Annotated in this window: 19 protein-coding genes and 1 tRNA gene; 7 read left to right on the top strand and 13 right to left on the bottom strand. The window is 72.5% G+C overall.

Annotated elements, in window-relative coordinates; genetic code table 11:
• Positions 1-6: 6 nt before the first annotated feature.
• Positions 7-846 (bottom strand): DUF2993 domain-containing protein, encoded by an 840-nt coding sequence (locus FVA95_RS05480; RefSeq protein ID WP_161992204.1) that lies wholly within the window; start codon positions 844-846, stop codon positions 7-9.
• 201 nt (positions 847-1,047) lie between these two features.
• Here FVA95_RS05480 and FVA95_RS05475 point away from each other — a divergent pair, with 201 nt between their 5' ends.
• The 6 genes from FVA95_RS05475 (at position 1,048) to pstB (ending at position 7,018) form a co-directional block, all read left to right on the top strand.
• On the top strand, positions 1,048-1,836 hold the full coding sequence (locus tag FVA95_RS05475; RefSeq protein WP_149663231.1) for a response regulator transcription factor: 789 nt from the start codon (positions 1,048-1,050) through the stop codon (positions 1,834-1,836).
• Positions 1,837-1,852: 16 nt separating this feature from the next.
• A complete protein-coding gene (gene mshD, locus FVA95_RS05470; RefSeq protein WP_149663230.1) occupies positions 1,853-2,737 on the top strand; it encodes a mycothiol synthase in 885 nt (294 codons plus the stop codon).
• Between the two features lie 200 nt (positions 2,738-2,937).
• On the top strand, positions 2,938-4,041 hold the full coding sequence (gene pstS / locus FVA95_RS05465) for a phosphate ABC transporter substrate-binding protein PstS (RefSeq protein WP_149663229.1): 1,104 nt from the start codon (positions 2,938-2,940) through the stop codon (positions 4,039-4,041).
• A gap of 120 nt (positions 4,042-4,161) precedes the next feature.
• Positions 4,162-5,106, top strand: coding sequence for a phosphate ABC transporter permease subunit PstC (gene pstC, locus FVA95_RS05460; RefSeq protein ID WP_043280504.1), 945 nt, complete (start codon positions 4,162-4,164; stop codon positions 5,104-5,106).
• Position 5,107: 1 nt separating this feature from the next.
• Positions 5,108-6,223: a phosphate ABC transporter permease PstA gene (gene pstA, locus FVA95_RS05455; RefSeq protein ID WP_149663228.1), complete on the top strand. Its 1,116-nt coding sequence runs from the start codon at positions 5,108-5,110 to the stop codon at positions 6,221-6,223.
• Between the two features lie 15 nt (positions 6,224-6,238).
• The gene (gene pstB, locus FVA95_RS05450; protein ID WP_149663227.1) at positions 6,239-7,018 is read left to right on the top strand and encodes a phosphate ABC transporter ATP-binding protein PstB; all 780 of its coding nucleotides are present in this window, start codon (positions 6,239-6,241) and stop codon (positions 7,016-7,018) included.
• A 79-nt stretch (positions 7,019-7,097) separates the two neighbouring features.
• On the opposite strand, the gene FVA95_RS05445 is transcribed toward pstB, so the two are convergent.
• From FVA95_RS05445 to FVA95_RS05415, 7 genes are all read right to left on the bottom strand, one after another.
• Positions 7,098-7,760 carry a PhoU domain-containing protein gene (locus tag FVA95_RS05445; protein ID WP_149663226.1) on the bottom strand — a complete coding sequence of 221 codons (663 nt, stop codon included), beginning with the start codon at positions 7,758-7,760 and terminating at the stop codon, positions 7,098-7,100.
• 71 nt (positions 7,761-7,831) lie between these two features.
• The gene (locus tag FVA95_RS05440; RefSeq protein WP_020626047.1) at positions 7,832-8,032 is read right to left on the bottom strand and encodes a dodecin domain-containing protein; all 201 of its coding nucleotides are present in this window, start codon (positions 8,030-8,032) and stop codon (positions 7,832-7,834) included.
• Between the two features lie 98 nt (positions 8,033-8,130).
• Positions 8,131-8,787: a phosphate signaling complex protein PhoU gene (gene phoU, locus FVA95_RS05435; protein WP_060713545.1), complete on the bottom strand. Its 657-nt coding sequence runs from the start codon at positions 8,785-8,787 to the stop codon at positions 8,131-8,133.
• A 98-nt stretch (positions 8,788-8,885) separates the two neighbouring features.
• Complete coding sequence (locus FVA95_RS05430) at positions 8,886-10,970, bottom strand: LCP family protein (protein ID WP_149663225.1); 2,085 nt, start codon at positions 10,968-10,970, stop codon at positions 8,886-8,888.
• Positions 10,971-11,076: 106 nt separating this feature from the next.
• Positions 11,077-11,967 (bottom strand): GGDEF domain-containing protein, encoded by an 891-nt coding sequence (locus FVA95_RS05425; RefSeq protein ID WP_149663224.1) that lies wholly within the window; start codon positions 11,965-11,967, stop codon positions 11,077-11,079.
• Positions 11,968-12,124: 157 nt separating this feature from the next.
• Positions 12,125-13,246 carry a tRNA dihydrouridine synthase DusB gene (gene dusB, locus FVA95_RS05420; RefSeq protein WP_149663279.1) on the bottom strand — a complete coding sequence of 374 codons (1,122 nt, stop codon included), beginning with the start codon at positions 13,244-13,246 and terminating at the stop codon, positions 12,125-12,127.
• 108 nt (positions 13,247-13,354) lie between these two features.
• Positions 13,355-13,903 (bottom strand): superoxide dismutase family protein, encoded by a 549-nt coding sequence (locus FVA95_RS05415; protein ID WP_149663223.1) that lies wholly within the window; start codon positions 13,901-13,903, stop codon positions 13,355-13,357.
• A 227-nt stretch (positions 13,904-14,130) separates the two neighbouring features.
• Here FVA95_RS05415 and FVA95_RS05410 point away from each other — a divergent pair.
• A tRNA-Lys gene (locus FVA95_RS05410) sits at positions 14,131-14,203 on the top strand.
• Positions 14,204-14,577: 374 nt separating this feature from the next.
• On the opposite strand, the gene FVA95_RS05405 is transcribed toward FVA95_RS05410, so the two are convergent.
• Genes FVA95_RS05405 through FVA95_RS05385 form a run of 5 tightly spaced genes read right to left on the bottom strand, consistent with a single transcriptional unit; the run spans position 14,578 to position 18,613 of the window.
• Positions 14,578-15,387, bottom strand: coding sequence for an N-acyl homoserine lactonase family protein (locus FVA95_RS05405; protein WP_149663222.1), 810 nt, complete (start codon positions 15,385-15,387; stop codon positions 14,578-14,580).
• Positions 15,384-16,292, bottom strand: a complete 909-nt coding sequence (locus tag FVA95_RS05400; RefSeq protein WP_149663221.1) for an NAD(P)-dependent oxidoreductase — start codon at positions 16,290-16,292, stop codon at positions 15,384-15,386. The genes FVA95_RS05405 and FVA95_RS05400 overlap by 4 nt, the downstream gene beginning before the upstream one ends.
• A gap of 37 nt (positions 16,293-16,329) precedes the next feature.
• A complete protein-coding gene (locus tag FVA95_RS05395; RefSeq protein WP_370460831.1) occupies positions 16,330-16,719 on the bottom strand; it encodes a carboxymuconolactone decarboxylase family protein in 390 nt (129 codons plus the stop codon).
• Between the two features lie 29 nt (positions 16,720-16,748).
• Entirely contained in the window at positions 16,749-18,224 is a 1,476-nt protein-coding gene (locus FVA95_RS05390) for an aldehyde dehydrogenase (RefSeq protein WP_240051292.1), read from the bottom strand.
• Complete coding sequence (locus FVA95_RS05385; protein WP_149663218.1) at positions 18,221-18,613, bottom strand: cupin domain-containing protein; 393 nt, start codon at positions 18,611-18,613, stop codon at positions 18,221-18,223. The genes FVA95_RS05390 and FVA95_RS05385 overlap by 4 nt, the downstream gene beginning before the upstream one ends.
• Positions 18,614-18,787: the final 174 nt, after the last annotated feature.

Below are 18,787 nucleotides of genomic sequence, written 5' to 3'. Positions count from 1 at the left end.
CTCCTCTCAGCCCACTCGGCCCGCGGAGCGGGATGTACCCGGTCCAGCGCCCACACTCAGGTCGCGCACGGAACCGGCGACCTGCAGCACGTTGTACTCCGGAACGCTCGCCGACGTCGCGGTGACGCCCAGCGGCAGCGGACCCGGGTCGATGTCCACGGCGAGCGCGCGCAGCATCGAGGTGCGCACCGCGTCCGGCACCGGCTCGTCCGAGCCGTCGAGCCGGACGTCGCGCGGGACGACCCGCATGGTGCCGTGGTCGACGACGAGCGCGGCCAGCACGGCCACCCGCGCGTCGGCCCCGTCCACCGGCATCTCCGCGACGAACCGTGCGGCGTTGCGCGGGTCGAGCCCGCGCAGCGTCGGGTCGCCGCCGGCCAGGATCACCGAGTCGATCGCGTTCGCGTCGACCGCCTCGACCGACAGCCGCGTCACCCCGGCGGCGGGCCCCCCGGCGTCGACGACCATCCGGCGGACGTCGTTCGGGCTGATCTGGACGATCCCCTCGGCCGCCGAAGCACGGAACCGGGCCGGGCCGGGCCCGACGAGATCGGACAGGTCTCCGCGCAGGCCGTACAGCTGCACCTGGAGCTCGGGGGTGCGCAGCGGCCCGACCGGGACCCGCTGCAGCGTCATCTCGACGTGGTCGTAGCGGCCGGTCGCGGCCTGGGCGAGCACCGAGAAGCCGTGCACCTGGACACGGGGGTCCTCGGGGAGGTCGAGCCGGTCCCGCAATGCGCGCGAGATGCCCGACTCGACGGCCGCGCCGGTGGCGAGATCACCCACGACGAGCACGGCGGCCACCGCCAGGACGGCGACGAGCACGCGACGGACGGGGCGTCCCACGACCGGGCCTCCACAGGATCGGAATACGTCCTGACCAGGGTAGAGAGCCCCGCCGCCGGTCCGGTGGGCGGCCCCGGGACCCGGATCGGACCCGATCGGTGGTGAGAACGATCCAGATCGCGGCGTGAAACCCGTCGCTCTGCGGCTGACCGTGGGGTGACGTCCCGGTATCGTCTGCGTATCGCGGGAAGGGGGGAGTCCATGGAACTGCTCCTGCTGACCACGGCTCCGGATGCGGCAGCCGTACTGCCCGCCCTGTCGTTGCTGCCGCACAACGTGCGGACCGCGGCGCCCGAGGTGGCAGCACTGCTCGACGCCGGTCCGCACGACGCCGTCCTGGTGGACGCCCGCTCGGACCTGGTCGCCGCGCGCAGCCTGTGCCGGTTGCTGGGCAGCGCCGGGACCGACGCGCCGGTGATCGCCGTGCTGAACGAGGGCGGTCTGGTCGCCGTGTCCGGCGAGTGGGTGGTCGACGAGATCCTGCTCCCCGACACCGGACCGGCGGAGGTGGACGCGCGGCTGAGGCTGCTGCGATCGCGCCCCGGCGCCGAGTCCGCGTCCGGCGGGGGCGCGCTCGTCCTCGGTGAGCTCGTCATCGACGAGGCGACGTACTCGGCGCGGCTCAAGGGCCGGCTGCTGGAACTCACCTACAAGGAGTTCGAGCTGCTCAAGTATCTCGCGCAGCACGCGGGCCGGGTGTTCACCCGGGCCCAGCTGCTGCAGGAGGTCTGGGGCTACGACTTCTTCGGCGGCACCCGCACCGTCGACGTCCACGTCCGGCGGCTGCGCGCCAAGCTCGGCGGCGAGCACGAGCAGATGATCGGCACCGTGCGCAACGTCGGCTACAAGTTCGTCCGGCCGTCGCGCGGTGGGCTGTCGGCGCCGCCCGACCAGGACGACGCGGACCCCGAGCCCGTCCCGGACCGTCGGCCGCTGCCCGGCGCCCGGCCCGCGGCCGGCCCGGGACGTGGAGCGTGGGCACCGCGGTGACCTAGGGTCGGCGCTCGTGGACCCGCAGCAGCACTCCCGTCTCGACGCCGCCACCGTCTCCGCGGTGCAGGATCTGCTGAGGGCGGCGACCGCTGCCGACGGCGCCGAACCGCTCTCCGAGCAGTACCTGATGCACCTGCGCCCGGACACCCCCGCCGACGGCGTGACGCACCTCGTCGTCGCCGGTGACGGTGGCGCGGTGGTCGGCTATGCCCAGGTCGACGGCACCTACGCCGAGCTGGCGGTGCACCCCGACGCGCGACGGCGGGGGATCGGCGGCGGGCTCGTCACCGCGATCGAGAAGGTCACCGCCGAGCCGCACGTGTGGGCGCACGGTGACCTCGACGCCGCGAAGGAGCTCGCCGCGGGCCGCGGCTACCGCCGGGACCGCGTGCTGTGGCAGATGCGCCGCACCACCGAGGCGGGCCCGCTGCCCGCCCTGACCGTCCCCGACGGCGTCACGATCCGCGCCTTCGAACCGGGCCGCGACGACGACGAGTTCCTCCGCGTCAACAACGCGGCCTTCGACTGGCACCCCGAGCAGGGCGGCTGGACCGGCGCCGAGCTCGCCGCCCGGGAGGCCGAGGACTGGTTCGACCCGGCCGGGTTCCTGCTCGCGGTCGACGACGGTGGCACCCTGCTCGGCTACCACTGGACCAAGGTCCATCCGGCGACCGGCGACGAGCGGGCGATGGGCGAGGTCTACGTCCTCGGCGTGGACCCGGCCAGCCATGGACGCGGGCTCGGGAAGGTCCTGACCCTCGCCGGGCTGCACCACCTGCACGACCGCGGGCTGGACACCGTGCTGCTCTACGTCGAGGCCGACAACGCCCCGGCCGTGCGCGTCTATGAGCGCCTCGGGTTCGCCGTGCACGCCGCGGATGCCAACTACGCCCGGTGAGACCCTGTCACCGTTCGACTACCGGTGACCATGTTCCGTCGAACGTGTGATGCAGGTCCACCCGGTCGCCGACCCTGTTCATCCCACGTTCATCTTCCGTGGGGGTGGCGTCCAACGGCGGCTCCTAGCGTCTGCGGCCGAGTGGTCACCCCAGACCGCCGTCCCGCAACCGGCTCGTTGCCGACTCGGAGGAAACTGCAGTGAAGACCAAGCGGCGTGCGCCCCGGGCGCGCCTGGCTGCCGTCGGTATCGCCACGTCCTGTGCGTTGTTCGTCGCCGGCTGCGGTGCGGCGAACGAGGGCGGCGGCTCGGCCCCCCAGGGTTCGGGCGTCACCGGCCAGATCTCCGGTGCGGGCGCGAGCTCCCAGCAGGCGGCCATGCAGGCCTGGATCGCCGGCTTCGGCGGCGCGAACCCGGGCGCCACCGTCAACTACCAGCCGGTCGGCTCGGGCGGTGGCCGCACCCAGTTCATCCAGGGCGGTGTCCAGTTCGCCGGTACCGACGCCTACCTCAAGGACGACGAGCTGACCAAGGCGCGTGAGCGCTGCGGCGGTTCGGTCATCGAGGTGCCGAGCTACGTCTCGCCGATCGCCGTCGTCTTCAAGCTGAACGGCGTCAACGACCTGACCCTGTCCCCGGCCACCATCGCCGGTCTCTTCAAGGGCCAGATCACCACCTGGAACGACCCGAAGATCGCCGCGGACAACCCGGGCGTTCAGCTCCCGGCCACCCGCGTCACCCCGGTGCACCGCTCCGACGAGTCGGGCACCACCCAGAACTTCACCGACTTCCTGAACAAGGCCGCCCCGGCGGTGTGGACCGACAAGGCCGCGCAGACCTGGCCGGTCCAGGGCGGCGAGGCCGCTCAGGGCACCTCCGGTGTCGTGACCGCCGTCGGCGGCGGCGACGGCACCATCGGCTACGCCGACGCCAGCCAGGCCAAGGACCTCGGCAAGGCCAAGGTCAAGCTCGGCGACCAGGCGGTCGAGCCGACCGCCGAGGCCGCCGCCAAGATCCTCGAGGAGTCGAAGCGCGTCGAGGGCCAGGGTGACACCTCGTTCGCCTTCGACCTCAACCGGACCGCCACCGGCGGTGCCTACCCGGTCGTGCTGGTGTCCTACCTGCTGGCCTGCCCGCAGTACCCGGACGCCGCCCAGGCCGACACCACCAAGGCGTTCCTGAACTACGTGGTCAGCCCGGAGGGCCAGCAGACCGCCGCTCAGAACGCCGGCTCGGCGCCGCTGTCGGACACCCTCCGCGGCCAGATCACGCCGATCATCGACCAGATCAAGGCCCAGGGCTGAGCGTCTGAGTCGGATGTCATCTAGCCAGGAACCCCGGGCGGTCGTCATCATGGTGACCGCCCGGGGTTCCCGGCCGCTCGAGTCCCCTGCCCAGCGCGTTCCGCACCCCCAGGGATCACAGTGACCACCACGGAAAACTCGCCCGCGCCCGCTCCCGCGAAGCCGGTGACCCAGCTCGGGGACCGGATCTTCGCCGGGTCGGCCAAGGGTGCAGGCATCCTCATCCTCGTCGTCCTCGCGGGCGTTGCGGCGTTCCTCGTCAGCGAGGCGTTCCCGGCCGTCGTGGCCCCTGCGTCCGAGGTGCACGGCGGACTCGCCCTCTACATCGCGCCGCTCATCTTCGGCACGCTGGTCAGCGCGGTCATCGCGTTGATCGTGGCGACGCCGCTGGCGATCGCGGTCGCCCTGTTCATCAGCCACTACGCCCCGCGCCGGCTCGCACAGACGCTCAGCTACGTCGTCGACCTGCTGGCCGCGGTGCCGTCCATCGTGTACGGCCTGTGGGGCATGGCCACCCTGGCCCCGGCGACCGTCGGGCTGATGGTGTGGCTGAACACCTACCTCGGCTGGCTGCCGTTCTTCGCCGGTCCGCCGTCGGCCACCGGCCGCACGATGCTGGTCGTCGGCCTCGTCCTCGCGGTGATGATCCTGCCGATCATCACCGCCGTCGCCCGTGAGGTCTTCCTCCAGGCGCCGAAGCTGCACGAGGAGGCCGCGCTCGCCCTGGGGGCCACCCGCTGGGAGATGATCCGGCTCGCGGTGCTGCCTTTCGGCCGCTCCGGGATCGTCTCGGGCGCGATGCTCGGCCTCGGCCGCGCGCTCGGCGAGACCATGGCGGTGGCGATCATCCTGTCGGTCTCCGGCGGGATCACGTTCAACCTGATCGGCTCCGGCAACCCGTCGACGATCGCCGCGAACATCGCGCTGCAGTTCCCCGAGGCGTCCGGCATCGACGTCAACGTCCTGATCGCGTCCGGTCTGGTGCTCTTCCTGATCACCCTGCTGGTCAACATGATCGCTCGCTACATCGTCGAGCGCCGCCGCGAGTTCTCGGGAGCGAACTGAGATGTCCACCGGGACCGAACGAAACCGCACCGACACCGAGGCGACCGTGACCGGAAGCACGCTGCAGGCCCCGGCCACGACGACGGCTCTGCCGCGTCGCAAGGGCTCCCTCCCGAAGTGGTCGCCGTGGGCCCTGGTCGCCGGATCGGCGGTGGTGGCGGCCGGTGCGACCGCCCTGACGGGTGGCTTCGGAATCGGGCTGTGGGTCTTCCTGACCGTGGTCGTGTACCTGGTCGCCACCTACGCGGTGTCCCGCGCGGTGGAAGGCGCTCGCAAGGCCGCCGACCGGCTGGTGACGGCGATCGTCACGGGTGCGTTCCTGCTCGCGATGATCCCGCTGGTGTCGGTGCTGTGGACCGTCGTCTCGAACGGCTGGGCACGGTTCGACCCGACGTTCTTCAACAGCTCGATGCGCGGCGTCGTCGGGGTCGGCGGCGGTGCACTGCACGCCATCCAGGGCACGCTCATCATCACGGCACTCGCCGCGATCATGTCCATCCCGGTGGGTGTGCTCACCGCGATCTACCTGGTCGAGTACGGCAACCGGTCACGGCTCGCGCGGGCGATCACGTTCTTCGTCGACGTCATGACGGGCATCCCGTCGATCGTCGCCGGTCTGTTCGCGTTCGCGCTGTTCGCGCTGTTCGTCGGCCCGGCGGTGCGGTTCGGCTTCGCCGGCGCGGTCGCCCTGACCGTCCTCATGATCCCGATCGTGGTGCGCTCCACCGAGGAGATGCTCAAGATCGTCCCGAACGAGCTGCGCGAGGCCGCGTACGCGCTCGGTGTGCCGAAGTGGCGGACGATCCTCAAGGTCGTCATCCCCACGACGGCCGGGGGTATCGCGACCGGTGTCATGCTCGCCGTCGCCCGCGTCATCGGTGAGACCGCCCCGCTGCTGGTCACCACGGGTCTCGCGCTCGGCGTCAACCTGAACCCGTTCTCGGGGCCGATGGCCACGCTGCCGGTGTTCTCGTACTACTCCTACGCCGTTCCCGGCATCCCGCGTGAGGCGTTCCTCGACCGGGCCTGGACCGCTGCGCTGGTCCTGATGCTCGTCGTCATGGTGCTGAACATCGTCGCCCGCATCATCTCCCGCATTTTCGCCCCGAAGACCTGATAAGGAATCCGCGACATGGGCAAGAGTGTCGAAGCCAAGGACCTGAACATCTACTACGGGTCGTTCCTCGCCGTCGAGGGCGTCAACATGACGATCAAGCCGAAGACGGTGACGGCCCTGATCGGTCCGTCCGGCTGCGGCAAGTCGACCTTCCTGCGGTCGATCAACCGGATGCACGAGAACATCCCCGGCGCCCGCGTCGAGGGCAGGCTCGAGCTCGACGGCCAGGACCTCTACGGGGCGAACGTCGACCCGGTCGGCGTCCGCCGCCAGATCGGCATGGTCTTCCAGCGGCCCAACCCGTTCCCGACGATGTCGATCTACGACAACGTCATCGCGGGGATGAAGCTGAACAACAAGCGCGCGTTGAAGGCCGAGTTCGACGACACCGTCGAGCGGTCGCTGCGCGGCGCGAACCTCTGGAACGAGGTCAAGGACCGGCTGGAGAAGCCGGGTTCGGGCCTGTCCGGTGGTCAGCAGCAGCGGCTCTGCATCGCCCGCGCGATCGCGGTGCGGCCCGACGTCCTGTTGATGGACGAGCCCTGCTCGGCGCTGGACCCGATCTCCACGCTCGCGATCGAGGACCTGATCAACGAGCTGAAGAACGACTACACGATCGTCATCGTGACCCACAACATGCAGCAGGCGGCGCGGGTCAGCGACTTCACCGGCTTCTTCAACATCGAGGGCACCGGCAAGCCCGGCAAGCTGGTCGAGCTCGACGAGACCAAGACGATCTTCTCCCAGCCGAAGCAGAAGGCGACCGAGGACTACGTGTCCGGTCGCTTCGGCTGATCCTCGCAGCACGTCCGCACGGCGCGAACGCCCTCGGCCCCTCGCGGGGGGCCGAGGGCGTCCGTCGTCGCGGGCCGGGTCAGAGGACCGGCAGCTCGTCCACGGTGCCGCCGGTGACGGCGTAGACGACGTGGTCGGCCAGGTGCACGCAGTGGTCGGCGTAGCGCTCGTGGAAGCGGGCCAGCAGCGCGGCGTGGACGGCGGCCGGCACGCCTGCCGTCCAGTCCGGGCCGAACATCAGCTCGAAGACCTGGCGGTGCAGTGCGTCGACGACGTCGTCGTCCTCGCGCAGCTCGGCGGCGAGGACGACGTTGTGGGTGCGGAGCACCTCGACGGCCTTGTCGCCCATGGCCGCGACCCGGGCGCCGTAGTCGGCGAACAGCGGGTGGGCCTGCTCGGCGAGCACCACGTGGTCCCCGCTCCGGACGACGGTGGCGGCGATGTGCCGGGCCAGGTCACCCATCCGCTCCAGCTGCTGGGCGCACCGCAGAGCGGTGATCACCGCTCGCAGCGGAGCGGCCATCGGCTGGTGGATGTTCATGGTCTCGACGGCGAGCAGCTCGATCGCGTCGCGGTAACCGTCGATGACGGGATCGCGGGAGACGACCTGCTCGGCGAGCCGGGTGCGGTCGGACAGCAATGCGTCGGACGCGTCGCGGAACGCGGCGGCGACGAGCGGACCCATCTCGTCGAGCATGGACCGGAGCTGCGCGAGGTTGTCGTCGAGCGTCTCCCTGCGCATGGCGACGACCTTAGATCGGAGTTCGCGTCCGCTTCGGCCCGGGACCGGTGAACGCTCGGTGAACGGCGGGGTCAGGCGGCGCGGGCCCGCAGCCCGACCCGCAGGCCGACACGGAAGCGCTCGGTGGAGCCGAGGACGGTCGACTGGACCCCGGTCACCTCGAACCACTCGAGGGCGTGTCCGGCGCGGCTCATGGCGTCCCGGATCGCAGCCTCGACGCTCTCGTCCGAGGTCCCGACGACCTCGGTGACGACGCAGCTCGCGTGTTCCATGCAGCAGACGTGCCCCCGGCGTCTCACCGTCAAACCCGATCGGTCGACCGTTCGCCGAGTGGGGTGTATCGACTGCCCCGAACGGGCCAACGGTGCTCTCAGACGGCGAGCGGACCGGGCATCTGGCCGGTGACGACGTACACGATCCGGCGAGCGACGGCGACGGCGTGGTCGGCGTACCGCTCGTAGAACCGCGCGAGGAGCGCGACGTCGACCGCGGCGGACACCCCGTGGGTCCAGTTGCGGTCCATCAGCACGGTGAACATGTGCTGGTGGATGTCGTCGACGGCGTCGTCGTCGGCCTCGAGCTCGTTCGCCGCGTCGAGGTCACGGGTGCGGATGACCCGCCCGGCCTTCTCCGCGAGCTCGACACCGACCCGGCCCATCTCGGCGAAGTAGGACTTCACCTCGTCGGGCAGCACGGACTGCGGGTGCCTGCGACGGGCGGCCTGGGCGACGTGCAGGGCGAGGTCACCCATGCGCTCGATGTCACCGGCACCGTGGATCGCGGCGACGACGACCCGCAGGTCGGTCGCGACGGGCGCCTGCAGCGCGAGCAGGCCGAAGGCCCGGTGCTCTGCGGCGGCACGGACGTCGTCGATCTTGACGTCCTCGGAGATGACCTGCTCGGCGAGCTGGAGGTCGGCCTCGAGCAGTGCGGTCGTGGCGCGCGCCATGGCACGTGCGACGTCGTCGCACATGTCTGCCAGGCCGGAGGCCAGCTCGTCCAGCTGCTCCTGATAGGTGTCGCGCATGTCCCGAGCCTAGGCCCCCGAGCGGCAACGTTCAGCCGTGGCGGGTGAACCCGCCGTGAACGCTGGACGACATACCCCGTTCGGGGGATACGAGCGGTTCAGTCGCAGTCGGCGTCGTCGGAGGGGACGGCCTGCACCGGAGCCGCGTCGCCGGCACCGACGACGAGCTCCAGCACCCGGCTCGCGGTCGGGTCCGGGACGGGGCGGGCACCCGGCAGCGCCTCCACGAGGGTGCCCGCGGCGTCGGTGTTGTCGGGGGAGTAGCGGACCTGCGCGCCCGGTGCGGCCGTGCCGGGGGTGACGCTGCCGATCTCGTAGCCGCGGTCGCGCAGGTCCGCGGCGATCCGGTCGACGGCACCGGGGCGGCCGGTTGCGTCGACCAGGTTCACGACGGTGCCCGGCCCCGGAGCACCCGCGGAGCGGGAGGCCGGCGCGGTCGCGCTCTCGGGCAGCGGTCCGTGCTCGCGCAGCGCGGAGAACAGCGCGCGTGCCTCGGAGCGGCGCAGCTCCAGCTGGCCCCGGGTGTTCGGGGCGTCGCTGACCGGGACGGACAGGAACAGCGGGGCTTCCCCGTCGCCCGCGGCGCCCGACCGGGCCAGCCCGCGTGCGAGGGTGAGGATCTCGCCGGCGTCGACCCCGTCCGCCGACAGCGCCGACGACACCCCGGCCGCGGAGCGGCCCGGCGCACCGGGGGTCAGGAGCGAGGTGGTCGAGAGCGCATCGCCCAGCGCCGCGGCGAGCACGCGTTGCTGGCGCCGGACCCGGTTGGCCGGGGAGCTGTCCGCGGTGCCCGCGGCGGAGGCGAAGCGGACCGCGGTGGCCCCGTCGAGCTCCACGGTGCCAGAGCCCTCCACGACCGGGCCGAGCACCGGGTCCACGACCGGGCGCTCGGTGCAGACCTCGATCCCGCCGACGGCGTCGACGAGCTCCGGGGTCCCGGCCAGGTCGAGCGCGACGAAACCGCGCACCGGCATGCCGGTCAGCTGCTGGACGACGCCGACGCTGCAGGCAGGGCCGCCGACGTCGTAGGCGGTGGCGAAGGCGGTCCGGGACTCCGCGGGCACGGTGTCGCCGTAGGTGCCGGTCGCGGCGTCGAAGCGCCGGCACGGCGGCCGGGAGACCTCCAGCGTCGCGGGGATCGACAGGGTGACGGCCGGGCCGCCGCCCGCGGGCCGGTGGACCAGCACCGCCGTGTCGGTGCGCGCGGACTCCGCGGTGCTCGCGCGGTCGGCCTGCAGACCCAGCACCAGGACGTTCTGGTCATCGGCCTGGGTGTCGGCATCGAGGATCGCGTCGGTGTCCGGGGCGAGGGCGACGACGTCGCGGACACCGGCGTGCACCTCGCTGCGCCCGGCGAACCCGAAGGCGGTGGTGACCAGGACCAGCACCGCGGCCGCCGCCGCGCCGATCCGCAGCGCACGGGCGCGGGGGTCGAGCCGGGCCGGCGGCGGCGCGCCCGCCCCGCTCCGTCCGGCGTCCGCGGCGGGGCCCCCACTGCTCCCGGCCGCCCCTCCGCTTCCGGAGCCCGGGCGCGCTGAGGCGGCCGGGGTCGCCCGGGTTCCCGGGCCGGTTCCGGTGACCGGGGTGGCGGGACGCGCGGTCTCCGGCGCCTCCGCGGGGGTGCGGACGGGCCGGGCGTCGGTGCCACCGGGAGCGATGGGCGACGGCGGGCGCGAGACGCCGCTCGGTGGCGGTACCGGGGTGGCGCGCGACGGGGCGGGCGCGGCACCGTCACGCGGACGTGGACGCTGCGGCGCGGGCGGCTCGCCGGGACGGCGCGGTACGGGACCGCCGCGCACGCGGCGCACGCCGGTCGGGGGGACCGGCCCCGGCGGGGCGTCGGCGGGTCGCTGCTGCGGCTGCGACGGGTGCGGGCCGGTCGCCGGGCGTGGCTGCGGTCCGGACGGGTGCGGCCCGGAGCCGGGGCGCGGCTGGGCCCCGGACGGCTGGGCTGCGGGCGGCTGGGCCCCGGACGGCTGGGCTGCGGGCGGCTGGGCCCCGGACGGCTGTGGCCCGGACGGGTGCGCACCGGGGTGTCGCTGCGGGCCCGACGGGTGCGCCCCGGTGGGCGGGACGTGCGGTCCGGGCGGGCCCTGCGGTGCGGGGGACGCGGGTGGATCTGCGCCGTCCGGGCGCCGACGCGTACGCCGGGACCGGCGCACCTCGTCGTCGCCGTCCTGCACCGGGCCTCCTCGTCGCGACCGCCGGAGCGGACGCGCGTGACGGGGCGCGGGGTGGGGGGAACGCGCCCTTCCGGATCGTGCGGCCGCGGGGACCGCACGGCCGATCTTATTCGGCTCGGACCGACGCGGGTGGCGCGGGGCGCGACGCGCCCTGCTCCGGTTGGGGGATCGACCTGCGTCCGGCTGCCGCCCCGGCCAAGGTCACCCGGCCGTCGGCGTCGCGGTGGGCGACGGCGTTCCGTCCCGCCTGCTTGGCCGTGTAGAGGAGCACGTCGGCCTCGGTGACGAGGGCCTCGACGTCGTCGTCGCCGGGACTGGACCGGGCGACGCCGATGCTGATCGTCATCCGCAGGTCGGGGTGCAGGTCGGTCCAGTCGTGCGCGGCGACGCGCTCGCGGGCGGTCTCGCAGGCCGCGACGCCCTCCTCGGCGGTCAGCCCGGGCAGCACCAGCGCGAACTCCTCGCCGCCGTAGCGGGCGCAGAACGCGCCGGGTGGCAGGGCCCGGCCGAGCTCCAGCACCATCCGCTGAAGGACCCGGTCCCCGAACGGGTGCCCGTGGGTGTCGTTGACCAGCTTGAAGTGGTCGATGTCGGCGAGTGCCAGGCAGACGGGCAGGTCGGTGCCCGCGGCGAGCAGGTCGATCAGCCGCTCGTCGAGGTACCGGCGGTTGTACGACGCCGTCAGGCTGTCGCGGCGGCTCTGCTCCCGGGCCTCGGCGTGCTCGCGGCGGAGCCGGTCGAGCTCGTCGGCCGGGCTCGGCGCGCTGAGGCCGTGCAGGAGCCGGACGGCCTCGCGCAGGTGCAGGTAGGCCTGCTCGTAGCGGTGGTGCTCGGCGAGCCGCTCGGCGGCCGCGGTGTGCAGGGCCGCGCGGGCCGCGGGCGAGGCGGGGGCGAGGTCGTCGTCGTCCGGGGCGTCGGGCCCTTGGGCGGGCGGCGTCGGTCCGACGCGGCGGGCGGACCGCACGAGCCTGCGCACCGTCCATGCGGTGTCGGTCATGATCCACCTCCCCGTCGTCGTGCCGTTCCGGCGCCACTGGGACTGTTCATCGGTGACACCCCTGGGACGCTTGAGGCGTACGGGGTCGTCGGCACCCGTTCGGCGCCGTGGTTCCCCCGGGTCGGGGTAACGCGTTCTCGCCCCGGGGTCGCCGTGATCAACCTCCGGAGTGCTCCACGTCCGCCCCGAAGGGGATCGACGGGTCGTCCGGGTCGTCGAGCCAGTGCTCGGGCAGTACGACGCGACCGGGTGAGCCCTGGCGCCCCCGCGGCCCGTCGGCCTCGGCCGGGAACGGCTCGTCCGGGTCCAGCCCGGACAGCAGCTCGTCGAGGTGGTCGATCGACTCCACCATGCCGAGGCTGCGCCGCAGCTCCGGGCCGACCGGGAAGCCCTTGAGGTACCACGCGATGTGCTTGCGGACGTCGCGGATGCCCTTGTGGTCGCCCATGTGCTCGCACAGCAGGACGGCGTGCCGGCGCAGCGTCGCCGCGACCTGGCCGAGGTTCGGCGGCGCCGGCAGCTCGCGGCCGGCGAACGCGGCCTCCAGGTCCCCGAACAGCCACGGCCGCCCCAGGCAGCCCCGGCCGACCACGACGCCGTCGCAGCCGGTCCGGGCGACCATGTCCAGGGCGTCCTGCGCGGAGAAGATGTCGCCGTTGCCCAGCACCGGAACGTGCGCAGGGACGGCGTCGCGCAGCCGGGCGATCTCGTCCCAGTCCGCGGTGCCCGAGTAGCGCTGCGCGGCGGTGCGCGCGTGCAGCGCGACGGCGACCGCGCCCTCGTCCACGGCGATCCGCGCGGCCTCGAGGTGGGTGTGGTGCTCGTCGTCGATGCCGATCCGCATCTTGACGGTGACCGGTCGGTCGCCGGCGCCGGTGACCGCGGCCCGCACGATCCGCCGGAACAGCTCCCGTTTGAACGGCAGTGCCGCCCCGCCGCCCTTGCGGGTGACCTTGGGGACCGGGCAGCCGAAGTTCATGTCGATGTGGTCGGCGAGGTCGCGCTCGACGATCATCTCCGCGGCGTGCTGCATCGACGCCGGGTCGACGCCGTAGAGCTGCATCGAGCGGGGGTGCTCGTCCGCGTCGAAGGCGATCATGCGGAACGTCAGCGGGTTCTTCTCGACCAGCCCGCGAGCAGTGATCATCTCGCAGACGTAGTAGCCGGCGCCCTGCTCACGGCACAGGCGACGGAACCCGGGGTTGGTGATGCCGGCCATCGGCGCGAGCACCACGGGGGTGTCGACCTCGAACGGGCCGATGCGCAACGGCGGCAGCACGCGGTCACGGCGGGCGGGGGTGTCCGTCCGTGCGTCGCGGACGCTGTCCAACACGGTCACGCCCACCAGTGTCCCAGGCGCGCGGACGGGCGCCGACCTCGGCGTCGTTCAGAAGTCGACGGTGACGCAGGCGGGGCGTCCGCCCGCGGTGCCCGCGTGCCCGGCGTGGGAGGCGGTCGGCTTCTCGTGCAGGACGACGGACTCCGCGCGCCGGTCGTCCGGGAAGACCCACGGGACGGTGGCGGTCGACTCGCCCGCGCCGTTCGCGTCGGTGGTGACGTCGAGCCAGATCTCGTTCATCGGGTTGGCGTAGGACGGGTCGACGCTCGGCGTCACCGGGTCCTCGGAGAACTGGTAGTGCGGGCCCGCGTCGGCACCGGAGGCCGCGGTGCAGGGCTGCGTGTGCGCGTGCGCGCCATAGGTCCGGTTCGGCAGCAGCCCGGTCACCCGGAGGGTGGCGACGGTGGCCCCGTCCTGCTCGGCGTCGGTGACCGCGACGGTCGCACCGACCGGGACGAGCCTCGGGTCGTAGGTGAACGCCGGCCCCTCGCCGCCCCGGGCGAAGCTCGCGGACACCTGGGTCTCCGCGGCCGGTGACTGCCCGCCGCAGGCGGTGAGCAGGAGCACGGTCATGAGCAGGAGCACGGGACGCTTCATGATCGTCAGTGTCGGAGATGTGCGGTTTCGGGGCGCGTCGTCGCGGGCCGGTACGCCCGGACGGGTGCCGTGGTCGGGAAGGGGCGTCACGTGGCGCTCGACGGCCGTCGACCGTTCGTCCTCACGATCCTGTGCGACATGGGGTGTGGAGCGCGGGCGGCGATGCTCACGGACTGTAGGATTTCCTCAGGTTCCGCCGGGCGAGCACGGGGCGCGGGGGAGGGCCGGGGCCTCTAGCTCAATCGGCAGAGCAGCGGACTTTTAATCCGCGGGTTCGGGGTTCGATCCCCCGGGGGCCCACACAATCACCAGTTCACAGCGTCGCGCTGATCATCTCACCAAGATCGCAGTACCACTTTGGGACCACTTACCCGTCCCCGTCGCTGTCGAACATGCCCTCCAGGACCTCGGCCGTCTCACGGTCGGTGAGCCTGCGCCCGAGGTAGCGGCGCCGACCAGGTGTACTGCCCGGACAGGTCGGTCGTTCGAGAACTCGCCGAGGACCGCCTGCACACTTGCCCCGGACTACGCCTGGACCGACACCCCGGAGACCGGGGAAACGCGGGAGATCACGGGCAGGCCACGTGGGGGAGAGTCCCCCGCGTGGGCCGGCCATGCACCCGGCCTGGTCGTCCAAGGACATTGAGTTCAGCGTTGTTCGACCACGTCTGCCCTCATCCGGGCGACGACCTCCGGCCCCGGCTCAGCAGAGCGACCCGTCCCTCGAGTCCCTCACCGGCGGCTGGGTACAGCGCGAGCACGAGTGGATCGTGTCCTGGAATGATGTCGGTGGGGTCGGCGACGAACCCGGGAAGGCGTCGGTCGTACGCATCCACGAGGTCGTCAGGCGCATAGGTGACGGGAAAGACGTGCCGTCGCTCCAGGTTGGCGTAGAAGTGTGCGGCGTCCGAGGCGAGTACGAGGGGGCCACGCTCGGTGGTCACCCTCACCACCTGTGTGCCGCCGGTGTGGCCGCCGACGAGGTGCACGCTCAGGCCGGGAAGGAGCTCCTCGTCCTCCCCCGCGAACCTCACTCGGTTCGCCTGGACGAGGCGCACGGTCTCCTGGACGTCGGCGCGGGCGTAGGCGGCGGCCGTGGTCGGGTCGGCCATGGCCTCCCCGGCCACGAACTGCAGCTCACATTCCTGGACGTGGAACCTGGCTCTGGGGAACAGGCCGAGGTTGCCTGCGTGGTCGTAGTGAAGGTGGGTCAGAACGACATCGTCGACCGTCGCAGGATCGACGTCCAACGCCGCCAGGGCCGCGCCGACGGGGATCACGAGGGTCCGGCCGCGGCGGGCGCCCTCCGCAGGGCTGAAGCCCGTGTCGACGACGACGGTGCGGTTCGCCGACCGCGCGACCCAGAGGTGGTAGTCCATCGGCATCGGGCCGTCACACGGGCAGCCACCGAGGAAGTTCTCCGACGCGCGTCGATCCACATGCCCGTACCGGATCGCGAAGACCTCATAGGATTCCGCGCTCACGACGGGCCGCCCTGGACGTCGGCACGCACCTCGATCCCCGCCCAGCCCTCGACGAGCCGGACGATGCTGGTGAAGTCGGAGTCCGGTCCGAGCCGATCTCTGGTCTGTCTCCACATCTGGTGCACGACCGCGCCGACCCAGGTCGGTACGGCCAGCGCTGCCGCTTCGTCGGCGAACAGCCCGAGGTCCTTCTCCATGAGCGCGGTGGCGAAGCCGAAGTCGAACGTCCCGGGCAGCACCGAGCGAGGGAACTTGTCCTGTGTGGCGCTGTTGCGCCCGGACCCGGCGTTGAGCACGTCGAGCATCGTCCGCGGGTCGAGGCCCGCCCTGACCCCGACCACCATCGCTTCCGAGGTGGTCGCCAGCGCCGCCGCGGACAGGTAGTTGTTCACCAGCTTCATGGCCTGGCCGAGACCCGGCTCCGTGCCGACGTGGAAGACCCTGCCCAGGGTGGCGAGCACCGGGCTCACCGCATCGAACTCGACCGCCGAGGCCGCCGCCATGACGGCGAGAGTGCCCTTCTCCGCGCCGCTCGTACCTCCGCTCACCGGGGCGTCGATCGAGGCCACGCCTCGGAGGCCGAGCTCCTCGGCCAACCGGCGGGCGGTGCGGGTACCGGTCGTGGACAGGTCCACCACGCGGCGGACCGCGGTTCCCTGAGCGACGCCGTCCGGTGCGAGCAGGACGTCGAGGACGCTCGCGGGTGTCGGGAGGGAGGTGAGAACCGTCTCTGCCAGGTCCGCGACCTCCCTGGCCGAGGATGCCGCCGTCGCGCCACGGTCGACGACCAGGGACCCGACCGCGTCGATCTCGACGTCGTGGACGACGAGGTCGTGCCCGGCGCCGAGAAGTCGGCCTGCCATCCTCGATCCCATGCGGCCGAGGCCGATGAAGCCCAGTTGCATCGTGTCGTCCTCACCCCTCCGGTTCGTGAGCTGTGGATCAGTGGGCGGAGTCGGTCTCGGCATCGAGGACCGACTGCGCGATCTTGAAGCCGTCGAGCGCGGCCGGGAATCCGCAGTACGCTGCCACCTGTAGGAACACCTCGCGGATCTCCTCCGCCGTGACGCCGTTGCGCACCGCACCGCGAAGGTGCGCGCGGAGCTCGTTGGGTCGGTTCAGGGCGCTGATCATCGCGATGTTGAGGAGGCTGCGGGTCCGGCGGTCGAGCCCGGGGCGGCCCCACACCGCGCCCCAGCAGTACTCGGTGACCAGGTCCTGCAGGGGGGCGCCGAGGTCACCCGCGGCAGCGAGGGCGCCGTCGACGTGGTCGTCGCCGACGACTGCGCGGCGGATCTGCATGCCCTGCGTGTACATGTCGTCCATGACCATCCTTGTCGTGTGCGGAGACGCGGCGGGTCTCAGCCGAGGGTGAACGGGTCGCGGGTGGTCCCGCTGAGCTCGACCCAGACGGACCGGGTCTCGAGGTAGTCCTTGACCGCGTCGATCCCGCTCTCGCGGCCGATGCCGGAGGCACCGAAGCCGCCGAACGGGACCTGCGGCGCGACCGTCCGGTAGGCGTTGATCCAGACCGAGCCGACCCTCAGGCGGCCGGCGGTGCGGTGCGCCAGGTGGATGTCGCGGGTCCACACCGCTGCGGCGAGGCCGTACTGCGTGCTGTTGGCGATGCGGACGGCCTCGTCCTCGTCGTCGAAGGTGACGACGGCGAGCACGGGCCCGAAGATCTCCTCGTTCAGTGCGCGGGCGTCGTCGGGAAGGTCGCGCAGCACGGTGGGCCGGACGAAGTAGCCGCCGAGTTCGGGGACGGCCCCGCCGCCGGTGGCGACGGTCGCTCCGGCGGCCCGGGCGGCGTCGAGGTGGTCGAGGACCTTCGCGTACTGGCCGTCGGTGGCCAGCGGTCCCATCTCGGTGCACTCGTCGGTGGGGTCGCCGAACACGATCGACTCCGCGCGTCGCACGATGCGGTCCACCAGCTCGTCGGCGATCGACCGGTGGACCACGAGCCGGGAACCTGCCATGCACGTCTGTCCGGCGGCCGCGAAGATCCCGGAGACGACGCCGTTGGCGGCGGCGTCGAGATCGGCGTCGGGGAACACGAGCTGGGCGGACTTGCCACCCAGCTCCAGAGCGACCCGGGCGAAGCGTTCCGCCGCGGCGTGGGCGACCGACCTTCCCACCTCGTTGGAACCGGTGAACGCGACCTTGTCGACGCCGGGGTGGGCGGCCAACGCCCGTCCGGTCTCCGGGCCCCATCCGGTCACGACGTTGACCACTCCGGGTGGGAAGCCCGCCTCGGTCACCAGCTGTGCCAGCGCCACTGTGGACGCGGGGGTGTGGTCGCTGGGCTTGACCACGACGGTGCAGCCGGCGGCGAGGGCCGGCGCGAGCTTCCAGGTCAGCAGCAGCAATGGCGAGTTCCACGGGGTGATGGCGGCGACCACACCCACGGGGACCCGCTGGGTGTACACCAGGAACTGGGGCTTCGCGGTGGGGATGACGTCGCCCTGCACCTTGTCGGCCAGGCCGGCGAAGTAGCGGTACCACTCGGGCAGCGCCTCGGCCTGCCCCCGCATCTCGCGCAGCAGCTTGCCCGAGTCCCGGGTCTCCCAGAGGCCGAGCCGTTCGGCGCTCAGCTCGATCAGGTCGGCGAGCCGCGCGAGGAGCCGTCCGCGCTCGGGTGGCGTCAGCGCGCCCCACGGTCCTTCGAGCGCGGTGCGCGCGGACCGTACTGCGCGATCCACGTCCTCGGCGGTCCCGTCGGCGACCCGTGCCCACGGTCGTCCGGTGAACGGATCGACGGACTCGTAGGTGCGGCCGTCCCCGGCGGACACCATCCGGCCGTCGATGACCAGGCCCAGTGACTCGAGGTCGGTCACCACGACGCCGCCACGAGTGCTCGTTCGTAGTCCTGCTCCGACACCTCGCCGAGCCATTCGGTGTGTCCGAAGGAGTAGGCGACCTGGGTCAGGAGACTGTCCGGGCCCGCGCCGTGCCAGTGCACCCCGCCCGCGGGGGTCCACACGGCCTGATCGGCGAGGACGGGACCGCCGTGCCCGTCGTCCCCGACCACGAACCCGCGGCCGTGGGTGGCCTCGATGAGCTGACCGCTGTCGTGGCGGTGCCAGAAGGTCCGGGCCCGTGGGGCGAAGACCACCAGGTTGACGACGGGATCGTCGCCGAAGACCGGATCGGCCCAGACCTCACCGGTGAAGGTGTCGGTGCGGCGGACGCTGGGGGTCCCCGCGCGTGCCGGGATGAGGTGCATGCGTACGTCCTCTGTGTGGGATGGAAGGTCTCGTGCTCAGTGGTGTCCTGCTCCTAGGTGTGATGTCCAGGGAGGTTGTCCCGTCCGGGGGCGGTGAGTCTGGCTGACAGACGAAGGCCTCCGGTTGTGAAGTGGAGCTGTCTAGGAACCGCTTCACCCACCGGAGGCCTTCGT

Origin of the sequence: Pseudonocardia sp. EV170527-09 (assembly GCF_008369905.1) — a bacterium.
Taxonomy (GTDB): Bacteria; Actinomycetota; Actinomycetes; order Mycobacteriales; family Pseudonocardiaceae; genus Pseudonocardia.
Note: the sequence above shows the minus strand (reverse complement) of the source record. Positions and strands in the feature narration are given on the sequence as shown.

Coding starts and splice junctions, on each gene's coding strand:
- FVA95_RS05475 (WP_149663231.1), top strand. CDS start 1,048: ATGGAACTGCTCCTGCTGACCACGGCTCCGGATGCGGCAGCCGTACTG.
- pstA (WP_149663228.1), top strand. CDS start 5,108: ATGTCCACCGGGACCGAACGAAACCGCACCGACACCGAGGCGACCGTG.
- pstB (WP_149663227.1), top strand. CDS start 6,239: ATGGGCAAGAGTGTCGAAGCCAAGGACCTGAACATCTACTACGGGTCG.
- FVA95_RS05445 (WP_149663226.1), bottom strand. CDS start 7,760: ATGCGCAGGGAGACGCTCGACGACAACCTCGCGCAGCTCCGGTCCATG.
- FVA95_RS05440 (WP_020626047.1), bottom strand. CDS start 8,032: ATGGAACACGCGAGCTGCGTCGTCACCGAGGTCGTCGGGACCTCGGAC.
- phoU (WP_060713545.1), bottom strand. CDS start 8,787: ATGCGCGACACCTATCAGGAGCAGCTGGACGAGCTGGCCTCCGGCCTG.
- FVA95_RS05425 (WP_149663224.1), bottom strand. CDS start 11,967: ATGACCGACACCGCATGGACGGTGCGCAGGCTCGTGCGGTCCGCCCGC.
- FVA95_RS05415 (WP_149663223.1), bottom strand. CDS start 13,903: ATGAAGCGTCCCGTGCTCCTGCTCATGACCGTGCTCCTGCTCACCGCC.
- FVA95_RS05400 (WP_149663221.1), bottom strand. CDS start 16,292: ATGCAACTGGGCTTCATCGGCCTCGGCCGCATGGGATCGAGGATGGCA.
- FVA95_RS05395 (WP_370460831.1), bottom strand. CDS start 16,719: ATGGTCATGGACGACATGTACACGCAGGGCATGCAGATCCGCCGCGCA.
- FVA95_RS05385 (WP_149663218.1), bottom strand. CDS start 18,613: ATGCACCTCATCCCGGCACGCGCGGGGACCCCCAGCGTCCGCCGCACC.